We start from the raw sequence: 20473 nt of genomic DNA, 5'->3' as shown, positions 1-20473 counted from the left end.
CTTCACCATGCCCATCGAGATCCAGAAGGTCACCGCGAACATCGGCGCGCGCGTGTCCGGCGTAGACATCAACAAGCCGCTCGACGCCGAGCAGGTGACGGCGATCCGTGAGGCCCTCAACGTCCACAAGGCGCTGGTCTTCGACGACGTACACCTCGACGACGAGGGCCAGGAGGCCTTCGCCCGGCACTTCGGGGACGTCACCACCGCCCACCCCACCGTGGCCGCCGTCGACGGCGCCCCGAACGTACTCCCCGTCGACAGTGAGCGCGGCCGGGCCAACCACTGGCACACCGACGTGACCTTCGTCCTCAACCCGCCCCAGGCCAGCACCCTGCGCAGCATCACGATCCCGCCGTACGGCGGCGAGACCCTGATCGCCAGCTCGGCGGCGGCCTACCGCGACCTCCCCGAACCGCTGCGCGCCCTCGCGGACACCCTGTGGGCGGAGCACACCAACGACTACGACTACGCCGTGCCGGAGGAGGAGATCGACGACGAACGGGCCGCGCAGCGCGCCCAGTTCACGTCCATCAAGTTCCGTACGGTCCACCCGGTCGTCCGCGTCCACCCGCTGACCGGTGAACGCGGCCTGTTCATAGGCGGTTTCGCGCAACGGATCGTAGGCCTCTCGACCGCCGAGTCCCGCAAGATCCTCGACCTCCTCCAGGCGTACGTCACCCGCCCCGAGAACATCCTGCGCTGGCGCTGGTCCCCGAACCAGCTCGTCCTCTTCGACAACCGCATCACCCAGCACTACGCCATCGACAACTACGACGACCAGCCCCGCCGCCTCAACCGCGTCACCGTCGCCGGCGACATCCCGGTCGGCATCGAGGGCAAGGAGAGCTACTCGATCGAGGGCGACGCGTCGCACTACACGTCGGTCGCGGAGTAACCACGCGGCCGATCACACACCTGATCCGATCCCGTCCCGAAAACGCCCCCGCGGTACACCCGCGGGGGCTTCTTGTTGCTAACCTGCACTTGCAAGTAAGTGGCAATAAGAGTTCCAGAGGTTCGAAGGGGATCGATCCGCCATGCCCGTCTACACACTGCCCGACCTGCCCTACGACTACTCCGCGCTCGCCCCCGTGATCAGCCCCGAGATCATCGAGCTGCACCACGACAAGCACCACGCGGCCTACGTCAAGGGAGCCAACGACACGCTGGAGCAGCTGGCGGAGGCACGCGACAAGGAGCACTGGGGGTCGGTCAACGGCCTGGAGAAGAGCCTGGCGTTCCACCTGTCCGGCCACATCCTGCACAGCATCTACTGGCACAACATGACGGGCGACGGCGGCGGCGAACCGCTGGCCGCGGACGGCGTCGGCGGCCTCGCGGACGCCCTCACCGAGTCCTTCGGCTCCTTCGCCGGCTTCAAGGCCCAGCTCACCAAGGCCGCAGCGACGACGCAGGGTTCGGGCTGGGGCGTCCTCGCCCTTGAGCCCCTCAGCGGCCGCCTGATCGTCGAGCAGGTCTACGACCACCAGGGCAACGTCGGCCAGGGCTCCACCCCCCTCCTCGTCTTCGACGCCTGGGAGCACGCCTTCTACCTCCAGTACAAGAACCAGAAGGTCGACTTCATCGACGCCATGTGGGCGGTCGTCAACTGGCAGGACGTAGCGAGGCGTTACGAGGCGGCGAGGTCCCGGCAGACGATCCTGCCCGTATGACCCGTATGAATCGTCCTGCCTCGTGATCGTCTTCTCACCTTTCACGCGGGCAGGCGGCTAGAGAGAAGGCCCCCGCGAGGACGTGACTCGCGGGGGCCTTCCCCTTCAATCCTCCGTCCCACAGGGCACGTTGAGCGACAACAGGGCGACCGCCCCTTCCTGCAACCGGAGTTCACTCACCGCCGCGTTCCGCAATCTCGGAAACACCCGCCGGTACTCGCTGAGCGGAATCGCCAGCAACCGGCACAGCACCAGCCGCAGGAGGGTGTTGTGCGCGACGACCAGAACGCGTTGGTCGGGGTGGGCGGTGGCGATGCGGTGGAGGGCGGCTGTGCCGCGTGTCGCTGCTGCCGTTGGGTCCTCGGCGCCGGGGAAGGCGTGGGTCACCGGGTCGGAGCGGAAGGCATGGGCCGCCTTCGGGTTCTCCGCCTCGAATTCTGCGAGCGTGCGGCCCTCCAGCACCCCGAAGTCGCATTCCGCCAGGGCGGGTTCGGTGTGCGGGGTGAGGTTCAGGGCGCGGGCCGCGGGGGCTGCCGTGCGGATCGCTCGGGACAGCGGGGAGGTCCAGATCGCGTCGACCAGGTGGGTGGCCGCCCAGCGGCCGAGGGATTCCGCCTGGGCGATGCCCGTGTCCGTGAGGGGGACGTCGCTGATGCCGGCGTAGCGGTTCTCGGCGTGCCAGATGGTTTGGCCGTGGCGGGCGAGGAGGAGGGTGGTGGTGCTCATGAGTCGGCGGCTTTCTGGTTCAGGCGGGTGCGGGTGTGGGTCGCGAGCGGGGTCGGTAGCCAGCCTCGGGTCTCCAGTTCGTCCACCAGGCGAGCGTACGGTTCGGTGAAGCGGGCCGTGCGGGACGCGCGGGGTTCGAGGACGGTGCGGATGCGGACCATGCGGTCGGCCGTGTCCGCCAGGCTCGTGCCCAGCCCGGCGTGGGCCGCCAACACCGCCATTCCCAGGGCCGGTTCGATCTGTTCCGGTACCCGGGCCGGGCGGCCGAGGATGTCGGCGCGGAGCTGGTTCCAGTACGCGCTGCGGGCCGCGCCGCCCGTGAAGGTGAGCGGACCGTCTATCTCGGCGCCGAGGTGGTGGAGGTAGTCCAGGCAGAGGCGTTCGGTGAAGGCCACGCCCTGGAGTACCGCCGCCCAGCGGTCCGCGTCGGAGGCCGGGGTGCCGAGGGTGAAAGCGGTGGCGGCCGGGGCCAGGAAGGGGAAGCGTTCACCGGGTGAGGTCAGGGGGTAGGTCAGGGCTCCGGACGGCTCGTACCCGGCCGCCGTCCTGTCCATCTCCGCCGGGTCCGACTCGGCCGGCAGCGCGCCCGCCCCGACGCTCGACGCCCCGCCCGGCAGCCAACTCCCGTCCGGTGCGCGGTGGTTGTAGACCACGCCGGTGTCGTCCCGGAGGGGCCGCGCTGACGCCCCTTTCAGGACCAGCGTGGTGCCGAGCACCGAGTTCCAGGCGCCGTAGCGCAGCGCGCCCGACGCGATCTGCGCCGCGCAGCCGTCCGTCATGCCCGCGATGACCGGGGTACCGGCGGGGATGCCGGTCGCTTCGGCGGCGGCCCGGCAGACCTCCCCGAGCCGGCTCCCGGGTCGTACCACCTCCGGCAACACCTCGCCCAAGTAAGCCAGTTGAGGCGGCCAGGCCTCGCGCTCCGCGTCGTAGCCCGTCTTGAGTGCGTGACTGGAGTCGGTCGGGACCGGCGCGCCCGTCAGCCGTGCGGTGATGACATCGGGCTGGTGAGTCACCCACGTCACCTGCCCCAGCCCCCGTTCCTGCCCCCGCCCGTACTCCTCCAACAGCCACAACGCCTTCGGCAGCGCCCAGCTCGTCTGCATCCCCACCCGCGCCGCCTCCGCCACCGCGCGCCCGTCGTCGTACATCAACCCCGTTGTGAGCGGGCGTCCTTGAGCGTTCGTCAGGAGTACGGTCCCGGAGGTGCCGCACACCGCGAGCCCGCCGAGCCGTAGCCCCGACGACACAGGTCCCGTCAGTGCGGCACGGCACGCGGTGCACACCGCCTCCCACCACTCCCCCGGGTCCTGTTCGTGGCGTACGCCGTCCCGGTGGTTGGTCAGCGGGGCGGTGCCGGCGCCGAGGACGCGCCCGTCGCCGCTGACCAGCAGCGCGCGGACGCTCTGCGTGCCCAGGTCGATGCCCAGCCACGCCCCGCCGTCACCCTCGAACATCATCCGGACCTCCCACAGGGGTTACGCATTCGGCATTCCCCGTTCATCGTGGCAAAGAGGGAGGGAGCCCCACGATGACCGAGACCCTGCGTGTCGTCGCCGCCGGTGACCATTTCGTCCTGCCGTCGCTGATCACGTCCGCGATCGCCGAGGAACTGCGCGAACACCCCTTCACCACAACCGAGTTGACCCTCGGCTGGCCCTTGGAACCCTTCGGTCCCGTCGCCGAGGTCGAGGAGGCGAGCGACGCCGAGGACGAGGTGATCGACGCCCTGCGGAGCAGCGGCAGCCAGGTGCTGGTCACCCAGATGGGGCCGGTCACCGAGCGCGTGCTGGAGGCCTGCCCCGATCTCCGGCTGGTCGTCGTGTGCCGGGGCGGGCCCGTCAACGTCAACCTGGACGCCGCGAAGACCCACGACGTACGGGTGTGCTTCGCACCCGGCCGCAATGCCGCCGCGACCGCCGAGTTCACCGTCGGGATGATGCTGGCCGCGCTCCGCCGTATCCCGCAGGCGCACGAACTCCTTGCCGGGCAAGGGAGTTGGGAGTCCGGGGCCGCCTACTACACGTACGAGCGGAGCGGGTTGGAGCTGGAGGATCTGCCGGTCGGGCTCGTCGGGTACGGCGCGGTCGGCAGTCGGGTCGCCCGGGTGCTCTGTGCGTTCGGGGCCCGCGTGATGGTGTACGACCCTTATGTGCACGGCGAGATCCACGGACTGCGCGTCGGAGCGCTGGACGAACTCCTCCGGCGTTCCCAAGTCATCACCCTGCACGCCCGGTTGACCCCCGAGACACGCGGCCTCATCGGCGCCCGCGAACTGGCTCTGCTGCGGCCCGGCGCGGTGGTGGTGAACGTGGCGCGCGGCCCGTTGCTGGACGAGGACGCGTTGTGCGACGCGTTGGAGAGCGGGCAGGTGTCGGCGGCGGCCCTGGACACATACACGCGCGAACCATTGCCCACCGGGGCACGGCTGTTCGGCTTCGCAGACCGGGTCGTCCTCACCCCGCATCTCGGAGGTGCATCCCGCTCCGTGGCCGAGAAGGCGGCACGGATATCGGCGGCGGAGGTGGGCCGCTGGGCACGAGGCGAGCGTCTGTCCCACCAACTCGGTTGAGGGCCCACCAACTCCGACTGTGCCAACGCGTCGGCCGAGAGGGAGCCGTAGGGGCGCGCCGGTGTCGAGAGACCCAGCGCGCGGAGGCCCGAAGGGTCGAGCACGGTGGGGCTCTCGACACCGGCTCCCAGCGCCCCGAAGGCGACCGAACCAAAGGAGGTGCGCGCGGGGTGACTTCTCAACACCGGCCCACCCGCGCGGCACCAACTAAACACCGGCCCAGCTTCCCGGCACCGTCCCAACCCCGGCCCACCTCCATCCCCCTCTCCCCCCAAAAAAAGAGCCGACCCCCAGGAGGCCCCCCATGTACGTCGGAATCGACGTCGGCACATCCACCGTCAAGGCCGCCGCCTTCGACGGCACCGGACGCCAACTCGCCGTAGCCGCAAGGCCGGTGGGGCTGTCGATGCACGGTGGGTTCGTCGAGCAGGACATGGACGAGGTCTACGGCGCGGTCGTCGCCGTACTGGATGAACTGGACGAACTCACGTCGGGCACGGCCGGGCCGGTCGAGCTCGCCGGGCTCACCGGGCAGGGCGACGGGGTGTGGCTGGTGGACGCGGAAGGGCGGCCGGTGCGGGCGGCGGCGTCCTGGATGGACGGGCGGGCGCACGAACTGCTCGGTCAGTGGCTGGCGGACGGGACGTTCGAGACGGTGTTCCGGCGGACGGGGAGTGCGATGTTCCCGGGGTGTCCGGGCCCGTTGCTGGCCTGGCTGGCGGCACACGAGCCCAAGTCGCTGGACGCGGCGGCGACTGCCCTGTACTGCAAGGACATGGTGTTCCAGCGGCTGACGGGGGCGCCGGCGACCACCGATGTGTCGGACGCGTCGATGCCGTTCCTCGACCCCCGGACGCGGTCGTACGACAACGGTGTCGTGGAACTCCTCGGCCTGACCCGGCGCCGGGGGCTGCTGGCCCCGGTGAGCGACCCGGTCGCGACGGCCGAGACGCGCGGCGAGGGGTTGCCGGCGGGGACGCGGATCGCGAACGGGCCGTACGACCTGCCCGCCTGCGCGCTCGGTGCGGGCGTGACGGAGCCGGGCGACGGGCTGCTCATCGTCGGGACGTGCCTCGCCAGCCTGGTCGCGACGACCGATCTGGATCTGAGCGGTGAACCGGCCGGCCTGTACATCTCCCTCGACCGGCCGGGGCACTGGCTGCGCGCGATGCCGGCGATGGTCGGTACGGCGGCCCTGGACTGGGTGCTGTCGACGACGGGCGTCCGGCACGAGGAGGTGGACGCGTTACTCGCGGCGACCCCGGCCGGTGCGAACGGGGTGCGGGTGCTGCCGTACTTCGCGCCGTCCGGCGAACGGGCGCCCTTCGTCGAGCCCCGGCTGCGCGCCGAACTGACCGGTGTCTCCCTGGAGTCGACGCCCGCCGATCTGATCCGCGCGACCTGCGAGGGCATCGGGTACGCGGCCCGGCACTGTCTGGAGGCGGCCGGGCTGACGGGTTCGCTGGCCGTGTGCGGCGGCGGTACGCGCAGCCCCGCCTGGATGCGGCTCCTCGCCGATGTCCTGGGCCGGCCGCTGCGGGTCGTCGAGGGTGAGGTGGGGGCGCGGGGCGCGGTGCTGGCGGCGGCGGAGCGGTACGGGGTCGCGTTGGACACCGGGGCGTGGACCCGGCCGACGGAGGTCGTCGAGCCGGACGCGGGGCGGGCCGCGTACTACACGAAGGGGTTCGCGGAGCATCTGGCGCGGCTTGCCGAGGCGCGGCAGCGGGCCCGTGCCTGACCTGGCCCCTCCTGACCTGGCCCCTCCTGACCTGGCCCCTCCTGACCTGGCGCCTCCCGACCCGTCCCCTCCTGACCCCGGTCCGCCGAGCACCGGGAAGAACAGCGGACCGGGGTCGGTCAGGAGCGGGGAAGCACGGCGGCCCGAGGCCGACCCGGAGCCGGAAAACACAGCAGACCGGGGCCGATCCGGAGCGGGGAAGCACGGCGGACCGGGGCCGACCCGGAGCCGGGAAACACAGCGGACCGGGGTCGATCGGGTCCCGTTCCGGCTGCGCCCCGCCCCCGCGGGCGCTTACGCTCGCAGGGCCGGGGCGCCGGGTGGCCGGGGCCGTCTCGCGTGGAGGTTGGACATGGTGCACAAGTGGTGCCCCGGGTGCCGGGGCCCGCTGCGGGAGTTCCGGGACCTGGACGACAAGGAGAAGGCGTTCGTCCGGGAGCAGAAGAAGGACTTCGCCCCCGAGGCGTACATACGCTGCGCCGTCCCTGGTTGCCGGCGCTTCCAACGGCACCTCAACTGGCAGGACGGCGGTTACTTCCCCAAGCCGGACGAGTGAGCCCTACCAGTCCTGCCGGCCGTACAGGTTCTGCGGGTTGCTTACAGGTTGCTGAAGTCCGGGCCCTTGGTGCGCGAGCGCTTGATCTCGTAGAAGCCGGGGACTGAGGCGACCGCGACGGTGCCGTCCCACAGGCGGGCGGCCTCCTCGCCCTTGGGGGCGGGGGTGACGACCGGGCCGAAGAAGGCGATCTGCTCGCCGTCGGGGCCGGGTACCGCGATGACGGGGGTGCCGACGTCCTGGCCGACCTTGTCGATGCCCTCCTTGTGGGAGGCGCGCAGCTCCGCGTCGAACTCGAAGTCCTCCTGGTCGGCGTAGTCGATCAGGTCGGCGGGCAGGCCGACGTCCGCGAGCGCGCCGGCGATGGCCTCGACGGTCGGGCCCTCGCCGTTGTTGTGGATGCGGGTGCCGAGCGCGGTGTAGAACGGGCCGAGGGCGTCCGCGCCGTGCTTCTGCCAGACGGCGGTGACCACGCGGATCGGCTTCCACGCCTTGGTCGCGAGCAGCTCGCGGTACTCCTCGGGCAGCTCGTCGATCTTGGGCTCGTTGAGCACCGCCAGGCTCATGATGTGCCAGCGGACCTCGATGTCCCGGACCTTCTCCACTTCGAGCACCCACCGGGAGGTCATCCAGGCCCAGGGGCACAGCGGGTCGAACCAGAAGTCCACGGGGGTCTTGGCGGTCTCAGACATGGCGCTCCTCGGAATACGGCCGTTTCCTCACGGCAACACCGCCTCCCGCCACCTCATTCCCGGGTGCCCGCGGTCAGGGGCGCATGGCAGGATCGGCCCTGACCTCACAGCGAACACCGTTGATCGAACACCATCCGAGGGAGTGCCTCCGTGCCCGGTGAGAATCTGTCCCGCGACGAGGCCCGGGAGCGGGCCGCCCTGCTGTCCGTCGACGGGTACGACGTGTCCCTCGACCTGCGTTCGGCGGTGGGTGACGAGGCCGGGCAGGGGCCGCGGACGTTCCGTTCCGTGACCACGATCCGGTTCCGGTGCGCCGAGCCGGGCGCGGCGAGCTTCGCGGACCTGATCGCGCCGGGCGTCACCGCCGTGTCGCTCAACGGCAAGGACCTCGACCCGGGCGCGGTCTTCGACGGCTCCCGCATCCAGCTGGAGGACCTGGCCGCCGAGAACGAGCTGATCGTCGACGCGCGGTGCGCGTACTCCCGTACCGGCGAGGGCATGCACCGCTTCGTCGACCCCGAGGACGGCGAGGTCTACCTCTACACCCAGTACGAGCCGGCCGACTCGCGCCGCGTCTTCGCCAACTTCGAGCAGCCGGACCTCAAGGCGCCGTTCCGCTTCGAGGTACGGGCCCCCGAGGGCTGGACGGTGTGGAGCAACGGCACCGGTGAACTGGCCGACGGCGTATGGAAGTTCGCGGAGACGAAGCCGATCTCGACGTACATCACGGCGTTCCTCGCGGGCCCGTACCACTACGTCACGGACTCCTACTCCCGCACCTTCGACGACGGTACGACGCTGGAGATCCCGCTCGGCGCGATGTGCCGCAAGGGCCTGGCACCGCACTTCGACTCCGACGACGTGTTCCTGGTGACGAAGCAGGGGCTGGACTTCTTCCACGACCACTTCGACTACCCGTACCCGTTCGGCAAGTACGACCAGGCGTTCGTGCCCGAGTACAACCTGGGCGCGATGGAGAACCCGGGTCTTGTCACCTTCCGCGAGGAGTACATCTTCCGCGGGAAGGTGACGCAGGCGTCGTACTCGGGGCGGGCGAACACGATCCTGCACGAGATGGCGCACATGTGGTTCGGCGACCTGGTCACCATGGAGTGGTGGGACGACCTGTGGCTGAAGGAGTCCTTCGCCGACTTCATGGGCGCGTTCGCGCTGGTCGGCGCGACCCGCTTCACCGACGGCTGGATCACGTTCGCCAACCGCCGCAAGGCGTGGGCGTACCGCGCGGACCAGCTGCCCTCCACGCACCCCATCACCGCCGACATCCGCGACCTCCAGGACGCCAAGCTCAACTTCGACGGCATCACGTACGCCAAGGGGGCGTCCGTACTGAAGCAGTTGGTGGCGTACGTCGGCCAGGACGCGTTCCTGGAGGGTGCGCGGCGCTACTTCAAGCGGAACGCGTACTGCAACACTCGGCTGGCTGACCTGTTGTCGGTGCTCGAGGAGACCAGCGGCCGGGACATGACGTCCTGGGCGCGATCGTGGCTGCAGACAGCCGGGGTCAACTCCCTTACTCCGCAAGTGGTGTTGGACGTGGAGGGCGGCCGGATCGCCGAGTTGACGGTGCTTCAGGAGGCCGCCGCGTCACATCCCGAACTCCGGCCGCACCGCGTGGTGGTGGGCCTCTACCGCATGGAGGGCAGGCAGCTCGTGCGGTACGCGCGGGCCGAGGTGGACGTCGACGGCCCGCGGACGGTCGTGGTGGAGCTGGCCGCTGCGGACGCCCCGGAGCTGGTGCTCGTCAACGACGACGACCTCACGTACTGCAAGACCCGTTTCGACGCGACCTCGTTGGCCACCCTGCGCGAGCACCTCGGCGCGCTCACCGACCCGATGGCGCGTGCCCTGTGCTGGTCGGCGCTGTGGAACATGACGCGGGACGCGTTGCTGCTGGCGCCCGACTTCATCGACCTGGTGGCGCAGTTCGGGCGCCGGGAGACCGACATCGGCGTGCTGCAGATGCTGCACGCGTGGGCGAACTCGGCGCTGGTCAACTACTCGCCGCCGTGGTGGCGCGAGACCGGCGCGAAGATCCTGGGGCACATCGCGCTGCGGGATCTGCGGGGGGCCGAGCCGGGCAGCGAGCACCAGTTGGCCTGGGCGCGGTTCTTCGCGTCGGTGGCGTCGGCGCCGGACGAACTGGCGTTGCTGCGGGGCCTGTTGGACGGTACGGAGAAGATCGAGGGGCTGGTCGTCGACCAGGAGCTGCGCTGGGCGTTCCTGGAGCCGCTGACCGCGCACGGGGCGGCGGACGAGTCCGCGGTGGCCGCCGAGCTGGCCCGCGACGACACGGCGTCCGGCAAGCGCCACCAGGTCCGCTGTCTCGCCGCCCGTCCCTCGGCGGCCGTCAAGGCGCAGGCGTGGGCGCAGGTCGTCGAGTCGGACGCGCTGTCCAACGCGCTGGTCGAGGCGACGATCGCGGGCTTCGTGCAGCCGTCGCAGCGGGAGTTGCTGGCGCCGTACACGGAGAAGTACTTCGCGGCGATCGAGCGGGTGTGGGCGGAGCGGTCGATCCAGATCGGGGTGGACGTGGTGCGGGGGCTGTTCCCGGCGTACCCGGCCGCCGAGGACGCGCGGGCGACGCTGGACGCGACGGACGCGTGGCTGACGTCCCACGAGGGGGCGGCCCCTGCCCTGCGCCGGCTGGTGCTGGAGGCGCGGGACGATCTGGCGCGGGCGCTGCGGGCGCAGGCGGCGGACAACGAGGGACGGGGTTCCGGCGGCTCGCAGGGCTGATCGTTGGCCTGTGATTGGCCTCTCCGTGACCGTTACTGAATACAGGTAATCGCAGCCGTAACCCCTGGTCCACCCCATCCGGACCAGGGGTTTTCGGTGCCTACTCGGCATCCGAACGCCTGTCCTTTAGTACTGCCTTGTCCGGATTTGTCGACGGGCGTGTAACAGCGGTTAGGGAGCGGATCCGGCGCGGGAAACCCCGTTGCATGAACCACAACACCCCGCTCTCCCCCCGCCCCCTCAGCCACCTCTCCGAGGTGCACCGCCGGGTTCTGACGACGGCTCAGCTCCGTGCGCACGGCGTCCCGGCCGCCGAGGTGAACGAGCAGTGCCGTCCCGACGGCCCCTGGCAGCAACTCCTCCCCGGCGTCGTCCTGTTGCACTCCGGCCCGCCCACCGGCGAGGAGCGGCTGCACGCGGTGCTGATGTACGCGGCACGGGAGCGGGGGACCGGGGTCCCGGTCCAGCCCGGCGCGGAGGAGCCGCACCGCCCGACGTACACCGAGACGATGGTCACGGGCCTGGCGGCGCTGGCCCTGCACGGTTTCACGTCGGCGCCGGAGTTGGCCTCCCTGAAGCACATCGACGTCCTGGTCCCCCGGATGCGCCGGCTGCGCTCCACGGGCTGCGCCCGCATCGTCCGCACGGCGGCGCTCCCGACCCCGCACCGGGTGAAGGGCGTGCCGGTCGCCCCGGTGCCGCGGGCCCTCGCGGACGCGGTCGCCGAGCTGTCGGACGCGAACGCGGTACGCCGGCTGCTCACCGAGGCGGTCCGCGGCGGGCACTGCGAACCGGCCGCGGTGGTACGGGAGTTGAACAACGCGAAGCTGCTGAGCCGCCCGCACGTGGTGGACGCGGTGGACTCGCTGCTGGCCGAGGGCCGCGCGATCGCGGAGGACCGCCTCTACCGGATGGTGAGCGAGTACGGCCTCCCCGACCCGGTCTGGAACGTCGACCTGCGGCTGCCCGGCGGCCCGCACCTCGGCGGCCTGGACGCGTACTGGCCGGAGCAGGCGGTGGCGGTGGAGCTGGACACCCGCGCCCCGCGCCAGGACGAGGACGCCCTGTGGTCGGAGTACGCCCGCAAGCGCGAGCACCTGGAACGGCTCGGCATCACGGTCGTCCACATCACCCCCAAGAAGCTCCGGGACGCGCTGGAGCAACAGGCGGCGGTGGTCCGTACGGCGCTGATGGCGTCGGCGGACCGCGATCCCGCCGCGTATGTCGTGGTGCTGCCCCGGTAGTGACGGACCGGGGCGGGATCAGGAGGGGAGAGGAGGGGTCACCGGGGGTCGGTGGCCCCTCCTCACGTATGCCTACAGAGGTTCGGGCAGGGGCGGAGGGGACGCGGAGGTGGTCGTGTGACTCGTGTGGAGGCCGTCGATGAGGGCGGCGTAGGAGGCGATCATGCGCGTACGGCTGAAGCGTTCGCGGCTGCGGGCGTGGGCCTGGGCGAACTCCGCGCGGCCGATGACCGCCTCGGTCCAGGCCGACGCGATGGCGTCCGGGTCGGGGGGCGTGATGATGCCGTGCCCGGCGACGATGGACGCGCTGTCGCCGACGTCGGTGGAGACGGGTACGGCCCCGCACATCATGCCCTCGATGAGACAGAGGGGCGCGGCCTCACCGAAGGACGACGTCAGCGCGACGACATCCGAACCGGCGTAGACGGTCTCCATGTCCCGCCGCACTCCGAGGAGATGAAGCCGGGACGCGAGCTGTTCCCTGTCTCCCCCGAAGGCGGTGTCGATGTCGGCGGAGAGGGCGGGCTGGTTGTCGGTCATGCCGGTGCCGCACATGAGGACGTGCCCGGCGGGTTCGCGCCGTAGCCACTCGTGGGCGGCGCGGAGGAAGAGCGGGATGTTCTTCATGGTGGCGTAGCGGGCGGCGAACACCACGACGGGGGCCGCGTCCGGAATGCCGAGCGAGGCGCGCAGCGCGAGCCGCCGGGCGGGATCGGGCCGGAAGCGGAACAGGTCGACGCCGTTGGGGATGACGTGGAGGACCTCGGACGGGATGCCGGCGGCCTGGTAGGCGTCGCGGGTGGACTCCGCGCAGCAGACGCAGGCGACGACCTTGCCGTCGGCGATGGCTGCCTTCAGTTCGTCGAGGGCGGCGCCCTGGTGTTCGGGGTCCGAACGGTGCAGGCACACGACGACGGGGCGGCGGGGCAGCCCCGCCTGGTTGAGCAGGGAGAGCGGCTGCTCCTTGAGCGACAGGACGACGTCGGCGTCCGCCAGGGCGCGGGCCGCGTCGGCGAGCTCCGGCCCGGTGAATCCGCCGCTGACGGTCCCGTCCGGGTCCCGGTCGCCGCCGAAGCTGCGACCGAGGGTGGAGATACCGACCCCGGCCGCGGTCAGTTGCTGATAGCAGGCGTCGTTCTCCATGGCCTGCCGGGTCGCTTCCCGATGGACCTCTCCGTGGATGCTCAGCACCGAATGATGCTGGCCGCCCTCCACCAGTCCCAGAACGACGTCGCTGTGGACGATTCGGGCTCCTCCGGAGAAGAAGCCTTCGTAGACCGACAGCACGTGCAGTTCGTGTCTAGCGCGCACACGACCACCCGCCTTGCGTATGAATCGAGCCATCCCCGTGAACAGCGGGTCACCGTTATGAGGCGGCACGGACATTTCGTCGGAATGAACTGGGCGTCTCGTGTCTGGGTCCGGTTGGTTATCCCGGGGTCAATTGGTACGCGGGCCTACGGCGAGCTGGACGCGAACCGTCTTGCCGATGTCGTCCCTCAGAAACCAGTCAAGAGATTCGGACACCCCGGAAACGACCAGAAGCCCGCGCCCGCTCTCCCCAGTGGGGGCCTGGTTGACCACAGGGAACTCCAGCACCGGGTCCGATACGTCGATCGTCAGCGCGGAGTCCTTTTCGTCGTCTACGGCGACCCGCAGCCAGACCTCGTGACCGGGTCGCCGTCCGTGCCGCACCGCGTTCGCGACGAGCTCGGAGGTGACGAGGACGGCGTCCTCGATGTCGCCGGGCCAGTTCCAGAGGGTGAGGCGGCGGCGGGTGTGCGTGCGGGCGAGGCGGACGCTGCGGGGGGTCATGGGGTAGCTCATGGACCAGTCGGGGGTGGGCATGGGGGTCCTTTCGGGTGGGGTGCCCAACCACGGTGACGGGGTTGCTCATCGAGCTGCAATCGAAAACGCTCTGAATATTCAGTGGTGCTGAAAGTGGACTATGCCCAGATCTGCACAAGCACCTGCGTGGACGCAGCACGCGATGCCACACTCGGCGCAGAACGACGAGCGACAGGCACTACGGCACGAAGGCGACACACATGGCGGCAAAGCGCGGGCGCACGGCACAGCGGCTCGAACTGGGACTTCAGCTACGGCAGTTACGCGAGAACTGCGACGCGGGCGACCACGGAACGGGGCTCACCCGCAAACAGGCGGTACAGGGACTGCGCATCTCGGAGGCATCCCTGCAACGCATCGAGACCGGCTCACTCAACTTCCGGAACATCGGCGACCTACGCAAACTGCTCACCAAATACGGCGTGACCGATGAGGAGGTCGTCGAGTCACTGGTCGGCCTCAACCGGGATTCCAATCAACAGGATTGGCTGACTCAGTACCGGGGGCTTCTGCCGGCGGGGCTTCCCGGGTTCGTCGGGCTGGAGCCTGAAGCCCGCTCCATGAAGGCCTATCACCCGACCGTCGTCTACGGCCTGCTCCAGACCGAGGCCTACGCTCGGGCAACGCACGAGCTGCACAAGCCGATTGAGGAATACACCTCGGAGTTCATCCGCAACAGCGTGGAACTCCGGATGCGGCGCCAGGAGGTGCTCATCCGCGAACACCCCGTCAAACTGCACGTCATCCTGGGCGAAGCGGCACTGCGGTATCCGGTCGGGGGCGCCGAGGTGATGCGCGAACAGTACGGCCGGATCGAGGAGTTGTCGGGCTGGGACCACATCACCATCCAGGTCCTGCCGTTCCGTAGGAGCTACCGTTCGACCAATGACTTCGCGATCCTCGACTTCGGCAACGAGCTGCCACCGCGTGTCCAGACCGACAGCGCCTGGGGATCCGTGTCCACTTCGGACAAGCCACGTGAAGTGGACCGGTTCCTTCGCCGCTTCGACGCCATGACAGCATCAGCACTACCGCCCGAGGACACCCCCGACTTCCTGCACCGACTAGAACGAGAGCTGTAGGCCCATGAACCCCGAGATCGCTCCTGAGTCCGCCTGGTTCAAGTCCTCCTACAGCGACCCGGGCCAGAACTGCATCGAAGCCGCCCACCTCACCCCCACCGGCATAGCGGTCCGCGACTCCAAGAACCCCACCGGCCCCGCCCTGCTGCTCCCCGCGACAGCCTGGGCCCCCTTCCTCTCCCACCTGCGCGAGACGGAGTCACACAGCTGACGAAATCGGACGCCGGCCCGCCGCGACGGTGAGGCGCCTTTGCGCCATGCGCCAGCCGGTGTTGCCGATTCCGCTTCTCCTGGCAGACGCATGGGGCACTGCCGTGACCGCTGATTCCGCTTGCGCGTGGGCGTGGATCGGTTTCTCGCCGTGTGCGGTCTTGTGTTCTTGTGTCGCCTGCTGTCCGTGTGTCTAAAGTGACGCCTGCTCCCGGTTCAGTTGGGGAACTGCGTGCCCGCCTCGTCCGAGCGGGACGGGAGCAGACGACCGCTGGACACTCAGCACAACGGGGACCCCACAGGCGCGTGTCGCCACAGGCCGGTTCCCGTGTGCCTTCACCACGGGGGATCACCGGCTTGCGCTCATGGCTGTCTGCTGCCGCTCCGTCCACGGCTTCCCTCTCTTCGGTCCACGGCACCTCGTAGCCGACCGAATCGACCGTGAAGAACCCCGGTCACCCGCCTCCCCACCGACAAGGCCAGTGAGTCCGCCCCTGCCGACAACGGCCCGGGCCGTCCGCCTTGCCTTCCTCACCCGTCGAACAGTTCAGGAGTTCCTGCATGGCCGACGCGAAAGTCCTCGAAGCGCAGCAATGGGTCAACGGGACGTACGGCAGCGTGCCCGGTTATCAGAGATGCCCGGAAACCGGCACGATCGGCTGGTCCACCATGTACTCCCTCATCATGGGGTTGCAGAAAGAACTCGGCATCAGCCCCGTGGTCGCGAATTTCGGCGACGGCACCGTCACCAAACTGGCCGCACTCGGCGAACTCGGCAGTGGCTGGGCGCAGAACAACAACATCATCAAGATCATCCGATACGGCCTGTTCTGCAAGGGCTACACCGGTGGTTACAGCGACACCGGCTACTACGACCCGGACATCACGCTGGCCGTCAAGCACATGCAGGGAGACATGGGCCTCTCCCAGAGCGGCTCACTCCAGGCGAAGGTCTTCAAGGCGCTCCTCAACATGGACGCCTATGTGGTCACCGCCGGCGGATCGGACAAGGTCCGCTCCATACAGCAGTGGCTGAACGGGCGTTACTGGACGAAGAAGACGGTCGACATAGGCCCCGCCGACGGGCACTATTCCCGCAACGTCCAGCAGAACCTGATGAAGGCCCTCCAGCTGGAGATCGGAATCGCCGAAGCCGACGCAACCGGCAACTTCGGCTCCGGAACGCAGGCCGGCATCAAGTCCAAGGCCCTCGTCTCCGAAGGGTCTTCGGGCATCTTCGTCCAGCTGTTCTCCGCCGCGTGCGTCTTCAACCAGCCGATCGTCACCATCAGCGCGAGCGGCGACACCATCGAGACGAACACGGTGTTCAAGACGACGTTCGACAGCAATCTGACATCGTTCGTCACCACCTTCCAGCACTTCTCGGCGCTGTCCGGCACCGGTCGGGGCGACTACGCGACGTGGGCTCAGCTCCTGGTGTCGATGGGTGACCCGGACCGGCCCGTCATCGCCTCCGACACCGCCTACACCATCACGCCGTCGCGGGCGGCGAGGATGTACAGCGACGGATACCGGTACGTCGGCAGGTACCTCAACGAGGCATCTGCCGGCGGCGGATCGAAAATGCTCGAAGAAGGCGAACTCGCCAACATCTTCGCCGGCGGCCTGCGCGTGTTCCCGATCTTCCAGGACAACGGCCGGACATTGGCGGAGTACTACTGGGGAAACGGGTTCGCACACGCACAGAAGGCCCACGACCAGGCCGTACATTTCGGACTCAACCGAGGCACGATCATCTACTTCGCCGTCGACTACGACGCCACCGACGCCGACATGCCGCAGATCCTGGAGTACTTCCGAGGCGTCGCGTCGGGGCTCGGAAGCAAGGGGAAGCGGTACGTGCACGGCGTGTACGGCTCGCGGAACGTGTGCGCCCAGGTCACCAAGGAGACCTACGCGCGCTACTCGTTCGTGTCCGGCATGTCCTGGGGCTTCTCCGGCAACCTGGGCTATCCCCTGCCGTCGAACTGGTCGTTCAACCAGATCAAGGAATACCAGGTCACCAACGGAACGGACACATTCGCGCTCGACCGGGACGCCTACCGCATCGGGTCCGACCCCGGCGAGAACAGCATCAACAGGCCGTCGTCGCGGGCAGACGAATTCGTCACCTACATCCAGTCGCTGTACGACCTGGCGAAGGACTACGGCAAGGTCGACCCGAACCAACTCGTCATGGAGTACCTCCGCAGCGCCAGATACGACGACGCACCGTGGCGGTCACTGATCGGGCCGTCGAACCCCGGCTTCATCGCGTATGCGAACGACCACAACATGGGCATCTGGACCGAGTTCAAGGACCCGTTCACCGGCCAGGATCTCGGACCGGAGCACATGATGGCCACGGCGAACGGCCAGTACCTCAGACCCAACCCCCGGGGAGACATCAGCCTCGGCGACGTCGCCGGCTGGGGCGGCGATCTGATGACCCTGTACGGCGAATGGCGGCGCGACCACGACTCCTACGCCTCCGGTGTGACCTACATCGGCGACAAGATGGGCAAGATCGGTGTCTATTCCACGTTCGGATTCACCGACCTCGTCGAGGACGCCGACGGCTACCTCATCGCCCAGGCCATGCGCGGCGGCAAGACCATCGTCGAGGCCGTCCACGACCACTACGTGGGCAGCGGCGGTCTGACCCGGTTCAGGGACTACGTGAGCCAACGGTTCGGCGGCACCATCAGCGAGGCGGCCGCCCAGGCGAAGAAGATCCCTACTGACGCTGCCCCCACCACGGACGGGGCGATCCTGGTGGCCGGCCGCACCATACTGATCACCAAGTTCGGCGGCGCCCTCACCTTGATGCCGGTCGCTCTGCCCTCCGGTCAGCTCGACGACTGGTGCAACGCGTTCGGCGACAACCTTGTGCAGCACGCTTCCACGGAAACCCTCCGACGGGCCGAGTACCGGGCGAACCAGCAACGGCTCCTCAGCCCACACTGAAATGTCAGGTGCATGGTGTCTCTGTTCACGTTCTTCGGCCCACCCGCGATCACCGTCTTCCTCTTCGCCATCGGGGCCATTCCCTACGCGTTGTGGGTGACCAGGAAGAAGCCCTCACGGCCGGCCCGCTGGGCGGTTGTCGGGATCGCCGCCGCGATCGCCGCCTACGGGGCCGGAACCGTCTACGGGCTCGCCTTCACGAACCCGCTCGACGTGTGCGCGGACAAGAACGGAGACGGCACATACAGGGACATCGGGCGGGACAGCAGCCTGACATCCGTGAACGTGGACAGCTTCCCTCCGTCCATCACCTGCCACTGGACCAGCGGCCACAGCACCGAAGCAGTGTGGTTCTGGGTCTCGCCCCTGCTGTACGCGGGGCTGGCCTGCTTCCTCGTCTGCTGCGCTCTGCTCCTCATCAGACGCTCCAAGGACAGAAAGGCTCCTCGTGACATCGAGCTTGACGCGTAGACGGGCTCTCGGCCTCGGTATCGGAGCCGGGGCGGCCATCGCCCTGACGACTGCCGGGCCCGTGCAGGCCGCCCCCGCTTCCGGTGGGCGCCAGTGGAAGCGGCCCCGGTCCGCGAACGGCTGGCCGGTCCTTGGCCACGCCACGAAGTACCAGGTGGAGGGCACGAACGTCGAGGTCTCTCTGGCAACGGGAGACGCGGCGACGGTCCTCCTGCACGTGGCCCGCCGGTTCGCGTACGAGATCGACATGCTCAGGGCCGGCGACGTCCTTGGGCACACCACCGACCGGACCGTCGGCGCCCCGTTCGAGTCCACCTACCTGTCGGGCACCGCCATCGCGATCCGCCCCCTGTACTACCCGCTCGGCGCCGACGTCCAGAACACCGGCATGAGCGCGACCGAACGGATCGTCGTCGCGGACATCGTCGCCGACTGCGAGGGCCTCGTGATCTGGGGCGGGGACCTGAAGCCGGTGAAACAGTCCCACTTCCACATCGACGTCAAGCCCGGAGATCCCCGCTTGAAGCGTCTTGCCGCCCGTATCCGGGGATGGAACGACACGCCTGGTGAAGGCGCCGGGTCGATCGACGCGTTCGCCCCTGCCAGGCGTCGACTCGCCGCCCGCTACCAGTAGTCCCGCTCAGTCCGTTGCCGCCGGGTCCCGTCGACGCTCAGCCGTTCCGGCCTCGACGGGGCCCGGCGCAGGGCGAAGGCGTCACGTCCCGCAGAACTCCCCCACCACCACCGCCCCCGCATCCCCCGACCAGTCCCCGTTGAAGTTGAACGCCAGCGCGTGGCGGCCGTCCGGCGTCGCCACCACCGCGGACTGCGAGCCGTGGATGCCGCCGTCGTGACCCCAGACATGGACACCGCAGGGCAGCTTGATGTCGGCGATGCCGAGGCCGTAGCGCGTGGTCGGGCTGTCGCCCGCCGGCACCGTCGTCTGCATCTCCTTCAGCTGCTTCGCCGGGAGGAGCTTTCCGCCGAGCAGCGCGCCGTAGAAGCGGTCCAGGTCGGCGGAGTCGGAGATCATCTCGCCCGCGGAGGAGGCCAGGGACGGGTTCAGTTTCGTGACGTCGTACGTCGGGCCCGTCGTCTCCTCCGCCAGCTTGCTGTAGGCGTGGCTGCTCGGGCTCGGCACCGTCACCTTCGTGCCGGGGAGTGAAGTCGCCTTCAGGTGCAGGGGGTTGATGATGCGGTCGCGGATCTCCGTCGCGTAGGAGCGGCCGGTGACTTTCTGGATCACCATGCCGGCCAGGACGTAGTTCGTGTTGGAGTAGTGCCACGACGTGCCCGGCGCGAAGTCCGGCTTGTGGGACATCGCGATCGCCACCAGGTCGGCCGGGGTCTTCGTGTCGTAACGGTGCTGGAAGAAGCCGTCCTTGAGGAAGTAGGTGCGGCCGAAGTCGTCGTCCTCCGTGTAGTTGTAGATGCCGCTGGTGTGGTTCAGGAGCTGTCGGACGGTGATCCTGCCGCCGTCGTTCCCGTTGCCGTGGACCGTGCCCGGCAGCCATTTCTCCACCGTGTCGTCGAGCGACAGGCGGCCCTCCGCCTCCAGTTGGAGCAGCACCGTCGACACGAAGGCCTTGGTGATGCTGCCCACCCGGTACCGATCGTCGGCCGAACGCGGCTTGCCGGTGCGGAGGTTGCCCACACCGGCTGTCGTCGACCAGGTGGTGCGGCCGTCCCGCACGGTGGCCGTCACGCCGGGTACGCCGTCCTGCACGGCTGCCTTGATCGCCTGCCGGGTTGCCGTGTGGTCCTTGCCGGCGGGCTCCGCCGCCAGCGCGGGTCCCGCCAGTGCGACCGACAGCGCCACCGCCGTCGCACCCATCACTACCGCACGAACTGCCATGTCTTCCCCCTCTGTTGAGCCCGGTTCAGCTCGGTCGAGGGGATGGACACAGTCGCCTGGTGCGAAGGTTGCCCGGGTG

The 20473-nt window shown here is 69.2% G+C and carries 18 protein-coding genes; 12 read left to right on the top strand and 6 right to left on the bottom strand.

Annotated elements, in window-relative coordinates:
- Positions 1-7 precede the first annotated feature (7 nt).
- Both OO70_RS14975 and OO70_RS14970 read left to right on the top strand, forming a co-directional pair.
- Positions 8-898, top strand: a complete 891-nt coding sequence (locus tag OO70_RS14975; protein WP_043669841.1) for a TauD/TfdA dioxygenase family protein — start codon at positions 8-10, stop codon at positions 896-898.
- Positions 899-1040: 142 nt separating this feature from the next.
- Positions 1041-1676 carry a superoxide dismutase gene (locus tag OO70_RS14970; RefSeq protein ID WP_043669839.1) on the top strand — a complete coding sequence of 212 codons (636 nt, stop codon included), beginning with the start codon at positions 1041-1043 and terminating at the stop codon, positions 1674-1676.
- Positions 1677-1781: 105 nt separating this feature from the next.
- Here OO70_RS14970 and OO70_RS14965 read toward each other — a convergent pair whose 3' ends face one another.
- Both OO70_RS14965 and OO70_RS14960 read right to left on the bottom strand, forming a co-directional pair.
- Positions 1782-2402: a histidine phosphatase family protein gene (locus OO70_RS14965; protein WP_043669836.1), complete on the bottom strand. Its 621-nt coding sequence runs from the start codon at positions 2400-2402 to the stop codon at positions 1782-1784.
- Entirely contained in the window at positions 2399-3862 is a 1464-nt protein-coding gene (locus tag OO70_RS14960; RefSeq protein ID WP_043669834.1) for an FGGY-family carbohydrate kinase, read from the bottom strand. The genes OO70_RS14965 and OO70_RS14960 overlap by 4 nt, the downstream gene beginning before the upstream one ends.
- Before the next feature lie 71 nt (positions 3863-3933).
- Here OO70_RS14960 and OO70_RS14955 point away from each other — a divergent pair, with 71 nt between their 5' ends.
- The 3 genes from OO70_RS14955 to OO70_RS14945 all read left to right on the top strand — a co-directional run bounded on the left by OO70_RS14955 (position 3934) and on the right by OO70_RS14945 (position 7268).
- Positions 3934-4974, top strand: coding sequence for a 2-hydroxyacid dehydrogenase (locus OO70_RS14955; protein ID WP_043669830.1), 1041 nt, complete (start codon positions 3934-3936; stop codon positions 4972-4974).
- 304 nt (positions 4975-5278) lie between these two features.
- Positions 5279-6712, top strand: coding sequence for an FGGY-family carbohydrate kinase (locus tag OO70_RS14950; protein WP_043669828.1), 1434 nt, complete (start codon positions 5279-5281; stop codon positions 6710-6712).
- 352 nt (positions 6713-7064) lie between these two features.
- Entirely contained in the window at positions 7065-7268 is a 204-nt protein-coding gene (locus OO70_RS14945; protein ID WP_043669825.1) for a hypothetical protein, read from the top strand.
- A gap of 41 nt (positions 7269-7309) precedes the next feature.
- Here the strand turns inward: OO70_RS14945 and OO70_RS14940 are convergent, their stop codons facing one another.
- Positions 7310-7960, bottom strand: coding sequence for a mycothiol-dependent nitroreductase Rv2466c family protein (locus OO70_RS14940; protein WP_043669822.1), 651 nt, complete (start codon positions 7958-7960; stop codon positions 7310-7312).
- Between the two features lie 150 nt (positions 7961-8110).
- On the opposite strand from OO70_RS14940, the gene pepN reads away from it, so the two are divergent.
- Both pepN and OO70_RS14930 read left to right on the top strand, forming a co-directional pair.
- Positions 8111-10717: an aminopeptidase N gene (pepN, locus tag OO70_RS14935; protein WP_043669819.1), complete on the top strand. Its 2607-nt coding sequence runs from the start codon at positions 8111-8113 to the stop codon at positions 10715-10717.
- Positions 10718-10923: 206 nt separating this feature from the next.
- Positions 10924-11961, top strand: coding sequence for a hypothetical protein (locus OO70_RS14930; RefSeq protein ID WP_043669815.1), 1038 nt, complete (start codon positions 10924-10926; stop codon positions 11959-11961).
- Between the two features lie 72 nt (positions 11962-12033).
- Here OO70_RS14930 and OO70_RS14925 read toward each other — a convergent pair whose 3' ends face one another.
- Together OO70_RS14925 and OO70_RS14920 are read right to left on the bottom strand one after the other, a co-directional pair.
- Entirely contained in the window at positions 12034-13248 is a 1215-nt protein-coding gene (locus OO70_RS14925; RefSeq protein WP_043669812.1) for a glycosyltransferase, read from the bottom strand.
- 153 nt (positions 13249-13401) lie between these two features.
- The gene (locus OO70_RS14920) at positions 13402-13809 is read right to left on the bottom strand and encodes an ATP-binding protein (RefSeq protein WP_043669809.1); all 408 of its coding nucleotides are present in this window, start codon (positions 13807-13809) and stop codon (positions 13402-13404) included.
- Between the two features lie 200 nt (positions 13810-14009).
- Here OO70_RS14920 and OO70_RS14915 point away from each other — a divergent pair, with 200 nt between their 5' ends.
- From OO70_RS14915 to OO70_RS14895, 5 genes are all read left to right on the top strand, one after another.
- Entirely contained in the window at positions 14010-14891 is an 882-nt protein-coding gene (locus OO70_RS14915) for a helix-turn-helix domain-containing protein (RefSeq protein WP_043669806.1), read from the top strand.
- A 4-nt stretch (positions 14892-14895) separates the two neighbouring features.
- Entirely contained in the window at positions 14896-15102 is a 207-nt protein-coding gene (locus tag OO70_RS14910; RefSeq protein WP_043669803.1) for a DUF397 domain-containing protein, read from the top strand.
- Between the two features lie 560 nt (positions 15103-15662).
- A complete protein-coding gene (locus OO70_RS14905; RefSeq protein ID WP_043669800.1) occupies positions 15663-18068 on the top strand; it encodes a glycoside hydrolase domain-containing protein in 2406 nt (801 codons plus the stop codon).
- 12 nt (positions 18069-18080) lie between these two features.
- Positions 18081-18539: a hypothetical protein gene (locus tag OO70_RS14900; protein ID WP_051741219.1), complete on the top strand. Its 459-nt coding sequence runs from the start codon at positions 18081-18083 to the stop codon at positions 18537-18539.
- On the top strand, positions 18529-19173 hold the full coding sequence (locus OO70_RS14895; RefSeq protein WP_043669797.1) for a hypothetical protein: 645 nt from the start codon (positions 18529-18531) through the stop codon (positions 19171-19173). The genes OO70_RS14900 and OO70_RS14895 overlap by 11 nt, the downstream gene beginning before the upstream one ends.
- A gap of 81 nt (positions 19174-19254) precedes the next feature.
- Here the strand turns inward: OO70_RS14895 and OO70_RS14890 are convergent, their stop codons facing one another.
- A complete protein-coding gene (locus tag OO70_RS14890) occupies positions 19255-20394 on the bottom strand; it encodes a serine hydrolase domain-containing protein (RefSeq protein ID WP_234336846.1) in 1140 nt (379 codons plus the stop codon).
- Between the last annotated feature and the right edge of the window lie 79 nt (positions 20395-20473).

This window comes from Streptomyces xylophagus (assembly GCF_000716435.1).
GTDB classification, from domain to species: domain Bacteria; phylum Actinomycetota; class Actinomycetes; order Streptomycetales; family Streptomycetaceae; genus Streptomyces; species Streptomyces xylophagus.
Note: the sequence above shows the minus strand (reverse complement) of the source record. Positions and strands in the feature narration are given on the sequence as shown.